Source organism: Chloroflexus sp. (genome assembly GCF_034432675.1).
In the GTDB taxonomy this organism is placed as follows: domain Bacteria; phylum Chloroflexota; class Chloroflexia; order Chloroflexales; family Chloroflexaceae; genus Chloroflexus.
Genome location: NZ_DAOUBI010000193.1, coordinates 1 through 5732 on the forward strand (window position 1 = coordinate 1; position 5732 = coordinate 5732).

4 protein-coding genes, 1 tRNA gene and 1 pseudogene are annotated in these 5732 nt (G+C 58.1%); 3 read left to right on the forward strand and 3 right to left on the reverse strand.

Going from position 1 to position 5732, the window contains the following annotated elements:
* Positions 1-528 (forward strand): annotated as a pseudogene (locus VAE55_RS14800) (hypothetical protein); the annotation flags it as partial.
* A 79-nt stretch (positions 529-607) separates the two neighbouring features.
* Here VAE55_RS14800 and VAE55_RS14805 read toward each other — a convergent pair.
* The 3 genes from VAE55_RS14805 to VAE55_RS14815 all read right to left on the reverse strand — a co-directional run bounded on the left by VAE55_RS14805 (position 608) and on the right by VAE55_RS14815 (position 3168).
* Positions 608-683 (reverse strand) — tRNA-Arg (locus tag VAE55_RS14805).
* Between the two features lie 126 nt (positions 684-809).
* Entirely contained in the window at positions 810-2024 is a 1215-nt protein-coding gene (locus VAE55_RS14810) for an anion transporter (RefSeq protein WP_322816512.1), read from the reverse strand.
* Positions 2025-2094: 70 nt separating this feature from the next.
* A complete protein-coding gene (locus VAE55_RS14815; RefSeq protein ID WP_322816513.1) occupies positions 2095-3168 on the reverse strand; it encodes a CehA/McbA family metallohydrolase in 1074 nt (357 codons plus the stop codon).
* A gap of 53 nt (positions 3169-3221) precedes the next feature.
* On the opposite strand from VAE55_RS14815, the gene VAE55_RS14820 reads away from it, so the two are divergent.
* Both VAE55_RS14820 and VAE55_RS14825 read left to right on the forward strand, forming a co-directional pair.
* A complete protein-coding gene (locus tag VAE55_RS14820; protein ID WP_322816514.1) occupies positions 3222-4331 on the forward strand; it encodes a glycosyltransferase family 1 protein in 1110 nt (369 codons plus the stop codon).
* A gap of 896 nt (positions 4332-5227) precedes the next feature.
* Positions 5228-5593: a DUF309 domain-containing protein gene (locus VAE55_RS14825; protein WP_322816515.1), complete on the forward strand. Its 366-nt coding sequence runs from the start codon at positions 5228-5230 to the stop codon at positions 5591-5593.
* Positions 5594-5732: the final 139 nt, after the last annotated feature.

A 5732-nucleotide genomic window follows, 5' to 3' on the forward strand; every position in this document is an offset into this window, starting at 1 on the left:
GCACCGTTTGTTGTCGATGATGCTTCCGCAGTTGTCCGTGAGTTGTTCGGTTATCGCGGGCATGCGTTGCTGGGGATCATGGTGCCGGTACGAACTGTGTATGTGCCGCTGGTCGGTGAACGTTTTCCGGTGGAAACGACCCGCCTGCTTATTTCGCTGTCGGCGTATGGATTTCTGCTCCTGTATGCGCTGACTGTGTGGTATACGAAGCGTCGGTCAATGAGTGTGCCGATGCAGGCAACGCTGATCTTTTTGCTCTTTTATGTCGTGTACGCCGGGATTGCGCCGCAGTATCTGCTGTGGGTGTTGCCGTTTATGATTATGGCTGCCCGTCCGGGAGCGGTGATTGTCTATTCCGCTGTTTCTACGCTGGCTTTACTGGGGTTCTATCTGTACGCAGTGCCCGATATTTTTCCCTTTGCGCTCACCGTCTCACCCCGGCTGGCTCAGGTTGCTTACGGTCTATTCGGTTCGTTGTGGTGGCTGACTTGCGGCGGTTTGCTGGTGTGGTTCTGGCGGCAGAGGTGAGAAGCTAAGGTAATGATCAGCCCGAATGACGCTGTCCAGAACAATAAAGCGGGCAAAGGGAGAACCCTTCGTCCGCCACTGGCGCCCCCGGTGCGACTCGAACGCACGACACGCAGTTTAGGAAACTGCTGCTCTATCCCCTGAGCTACGAGGGCATTGCGCAAAAAGTCTACCATACTCCGCAATGGTGTGCAAGCAGGTGATGTTGTTCGACGCCCAAAACCTCTCGCCCATGCTCGACAGCCTTGCAGTGCGGAGAGCGGGAGGATGCGCTGCTTCTTTCACACCAGTATCAGACTCACCGCTACTGTCAGGATGGTTACCGGTAGACCAACTCTCAAATAGGCGCCAAAGGTTACCCGTACCCCCCAGCGCGCTGCCAGCTCGGCCATAATCAGGTTGGCAACCGATCCCAATAAGGTCAGATTCCCAGCCAGAGTCGCGGTAGCGGCCAGGGTGAGCCAGGCCCGTTCTTGATCGGCAAATGCCGGGATTAAGCTCTGCAACAGGAGTACTGCCGGTACGTTGCTGATCAGGTTCGAGAGCACGACCGATACCAGGCCGAATGGAACCATGCCGGCCTGGGCCAGCGGGGCCAGATTCGTGAAGAGGATGTCCGTCCAGCCCTGAACATCCAGAGCATGGGTGACGACGAAAAGACCGGCGAAGAAGGTGAGCAGGTTCCAGTCGATGGTTTTGAAGATGCGCTCAGGGCGCAACCGTCGGGTGGCGAGCAGGGTGGCTGCGGCTACGAACGCTGCCAGCGGTACCGGTACGCCAACCAGGAATGCGATCAGCATCAGGCTGATAACCAGCGCCGCTTTGCGGAGGAGCGGACGGTAGACCCGCGTACGCAGAACATCGGGGGTGGTTAACGGGCCGCCGCGAAATTCGTCGCGGTAGACCAGCAACACGACAATCCAACAGATGACCAGACCGATCAGCGCCGTTGGTGATAGGGCTGCCGCAAAGTCGAGGTACGAGATTTTGGATGCGCTGCCGATGATGATGTTTTGCGGGTTGCCGGTGATAGTCGCCGTTGAACCGACGTTGGCGGCAACCGCCAGGCCGATCAGGAAGGGCAGCGGATTACGCCGTAACGCGCACGTGACATCGAGCACGATTGGGGTCATCATCAAGACAATAGTGTCGTTGAGAAAGAGTGCCGAGAGAACGCCACTGGCGCCGATCACCAGGGCCAGCAGCGAGCGAGGGCCACGGGCAAACTGGACGACGCGCTGGGTGATGACGCCAAAGAAGCCGGCTAGAAACAGGCTGCCGTTGATCACCATCATGCTGAACAGTAGCACGATGGTGTCGAGATCAAGGGCTGCGTAGGCTTCTTCAAGCGACATGGCACCGATTCCCAGCAACAGCGCCGCCCCAATGAGCGTGATGGTCGTGCGATCAGCACGCAACAACGGCCAGCGTCCAGCCGCCACCCCGATGATGGTGGCCGCGACGATGCCCAGGGTAAGGATCGAGATGATGGTCATACAGGTTGTTTCAGCGACATTAATGCAGGTGCGACATGACGTATATCAATGGTGATCGGTTGTGCCTCGTTTAGAGCGATCCTTCGCGACCCGCATCCGCTGCGGTCACAAAGATGGGGTTGGTGAAGAGCCATGGTTTGCCGCCCCAGTAGACTTCCACCCGGTACACTCCATCATCGGTTACGGTCTGGCGGATGCGCCGAATACCGCTGGTCATGACTTCACCATTGACGATCAGACGGGCATAGGCATCAGATCCAACATCAACCTCGACCAGCAGCGGCCCGCCAGCCAGACTGATGGTATCGCCAATCTCCGCCAGATCACCCGGTCGGCTGAGGCGAAAGATGATCGACGGCGCGTCACCGTCAAGACGATTGACAACATAGCAGCGCCCGGCAGTCAGCGCGGCGTAGACCTGATGGGTGGCAATCGTTGCATCGCTGCTCAATGGCTCAGACAATAGCAGATAGTTGGTCAGCGTCCGAAAGATCCACGGATAGGGGAAGACTTCGATTTCGCCCCAAAACGCCTTCCGCTTGAAGCCGTGAGCATCAACACCGCCAATTCCAAAGGTGCGTCGTCCGACCATGTTCAGCCGATCCCACCAGGCCAGTGTCGCCAGGGTTGGCCCGCTCAGGCCGAGTTGCGGATACAGTACCAGGGCCAGTTTGTTCCGTTCGGTCAGGTGTTCCCCCCAATCACTCATAAAATTCCACAGCTCAAGCCCGACCACGCGACCGGCCCGCTGACTCGGTCCGTCAATCGTCCAGTCATCCCAGCGATAGATGTCTTTGAAGGAATTACGCACGCGCTCGTCGGGGTGAGCAATGATGCCGAAGCCGCCCCGCTGGTAGACTTCATCAATGAATTGCTGCGGTGGCAGTTCGTTGCTGATCACGGTATCAACATTGAGAGCCAGGAAGTGATTGTGATCGGGAGTAATTTCGTGACCGACAATCACCAGTACGTCATCGTGCCAACCGGCAAACGGTAACCCTTCGAGTGTATCGTGATCGGTGACAATCACCCAGCGCAATCCGGCTTCACGAGCCGCAGCGATCAGGTGGGGAAAGGTCGCCGAGCCATCCGAATAGGTGGTATGCATGTGGATCGCACCCGGATAGATGAAAGGATAGTTCATGGTACACTCTCCATGTACAAATATTCGCCCTCTGTATGCTACCACAGACCAGTATGATCGTTATTGACATCGATGCCAGTCGGGTCACGGTTGCCCAACGTACCGGCACGGAACGGTACAGCTATGAACTGATTGCGGCGCTGGATCACGTTGCTTCGTCTGACATTCACTTTCGCCTGTATATCAATGGTTGCCGTGATCAGCTTCCGCCGGTAAGCGAACGCGCTACGATTCACGACATTCGCTTACCACGCTTCTGGACGCACCTGCGGCTTGGCCCGACGAGCTGGCGCGCCCGGCCTCATGTCCTGTTCGTACCGGCGCACGTGGTGCCCCTGCTGCATCCACCGACGGTAGTGACAATTCACGATGTTGGGTACCGGGCATTTCCCGAAACGCACACTGCCCGCCGGCGTCTTGAACTAGAGCTGACGACGCGCTGGAGTCTACGCGCTGCTCGTCACGTTATCACGATTTCGCACGCAACCAAACGCGACCTGATCAACTGGTACGGCGCCGATCCCAATCGGATTACGGTGACGCATCTTGGGTGCAGCTCGATCTTTGCACCACCAGCCGACCCGCGAGTTGTGGCAGCGGTCACAGCGCATTACGGTCTTGGTCAACGTCCGTACCTGCTCTACATCGGCACCGTTCAACCGCGCAAAAACCTCAGCCGGTTGATTGACGCCCTGGCCCTGACCATTGCTGCCGGCTACGACCTCGATCTGGTGATTGCCGGCAAGCGTGGCTGGCTCAGCGAACCGATTGAGCGACGTGCCGGCGAGCTAGGAATTGCTCATCGGGTGCATTTTACTGGCTTTGTGGCCGATACCGATCTACCGGCGCTGCTGGCCGGTGCGCTGGCGTTTGTGTTCCCGTCGCTCTACGAAGGGTTCGGGATGCCAGTCGTCGAAGCGATGGCCTGTGGGACGCCAGTCATCACCAGTACTAGCTCGTCATTACCCGAAATCGCCGGAGATGCAGCGTTACTGGTTGATCCGCTCGACACCAATGCGATTGCGGCTGCTGTCATGCGTCTGAGCGATGATCATGATCTGCGGGCAACCCTGCGCCAACGCGGTCTGGCGCGGGCGCGTCTGTTCAACTGGGAAACCTGTGCCCGGCAGACGCTGGCAGTGCTGTTACAGCAATCGCGGTAGAGGAGGTTAGATCAAATCTTGCCTAACACTGTGCATTATTCAGGTTGTTAGATCGGTTTAGGAGCGCCTGGTACGTTGTTGCTGGCACAGGCGTACTGTCTGGTGCACTACATCCACGCTCTGGAGCAACGTCAGGGTGATGGGTGACAAGCGGGATACGCCAGCCATGCTGTCAGCGGGGCTATGCGACACCTCCACCCCAGCCCGCCCCCGCTGGCTATGCATTACCCACAACTGGTATCAACCACGGGTGTACCAGCGGGTATGATCGCAATGCGTGCTGTTTTGGGCAACTGGCTTGGAGGCAGTGCGCAGCTCCAGCCGTGCGGTCACATACTGGATGGGTTGCCTTACGCGCACGTCATGTGCGTGTCGCAGGGTTTGGAGTGCGGCAGCCATGCTGCCGCGCCAGCCGCGCTCACGAGCCGGCGCGTGGGACGCCGTTCCCTATCCTGGTCACGGAGATACTGGATGTGCTTGTTTCGATCATCGAGTCGGTCAGTAATGAATGCGATACCTGCGCACAGGCATGTTGTTGCACCAGGTTTATGCTTGCACACCAGCGGCCACGGCCAGCACCTGACGGCGGTGGCAAGGATGCCTGCACGCAGGCTGAAAGCCTGCGCCACGAGGAGCGCTTGCATCCCGGCTTAACACAGCATGACATGTGGTTAATACATAGCCCCGCTGGGGTCGGGTATAAACGGTTCAGTAAAGGTCAGCAGTATGGTGTGAGGTTGGTGAGCGAGCTGGAGGCTCGCGCTCCCAGGGGGTGCCGGCATATACACACCACGATAGAGCACTGACAGGCGCAGCGTGCGGGTGATAGTAGCGAGTGTGCAATGACTGGTATGTAGTCAGCTTTAATATGCCAATGCCGGGGTCGGGAGGATGCGATGGGGAGCAACGAACACCAATGCCCTGAAGCGGCAGAAGCTTTCGTTTGCGGGATTCACCTGTTCAACCAGGGAGAGTTCTGGCACGCCCACGAACAATGGGAAATCTGCTGGCGTGCTGCCCAGGGTATGGAGGCTGACTTTTATCAGGCACTGATCCAGAGTGCAGCAGCACTGGTGAAGTGGCGACAGGGCAACCTGCGCGGTTTGCGGCTCAATTGGGCGAAAGCGCAACGCCGTCTGAACCGTCTACCGTCGTTCTACGGTGGTATTGATCTGGCACGCCTGCAAACCGCGATGACAGCGCTGGTCAATGATCCAGAGCAGGCATCTGCGCCGGTGTTAGAGCTTCCTCCAGCGCAGTGATGGTTTGTACGGGGTGATGATCGGTGCGAATGCAGGTGCATTCTGGCAAACCCGACAGCTATAAAGCGCACTGGATGTGTGCGCTTCCAGTGCTGCGCCGGGTGATGATCGGTGCGAATGCAGGTGCATTCTGGCAAAC

Coding starts and splice junctions, on each gene's coding strand:
- VAE55_RS14810 (WP_322816512.1), bottom strand. CDS start 2,024: ATGACCATCATCTCGATCCTTACCCTGGGCATCGTCGCGGCCACCATC.
- VAE55_RS14815 (WP_322816513.1), bottom strand. CDS start 3,168: ATGAACTATCCTTTCATCTATCCGGGTGCGATCCACATGCATACCACC.
- VAE55_RS14820 (WP_322816514.1), top strand. CDS start 3,222: ATGATCGTTATTGACATCGATGCCAGTCGGGTCACGGTTGCCCAACGT.
- VAE55_RS14825 (WP_322816515.1), top strand. CDS start 5,228: ATGGGGAGCAACGAACACCAATGCCCTGAAGCGGCAGAAGCTTTCGTT.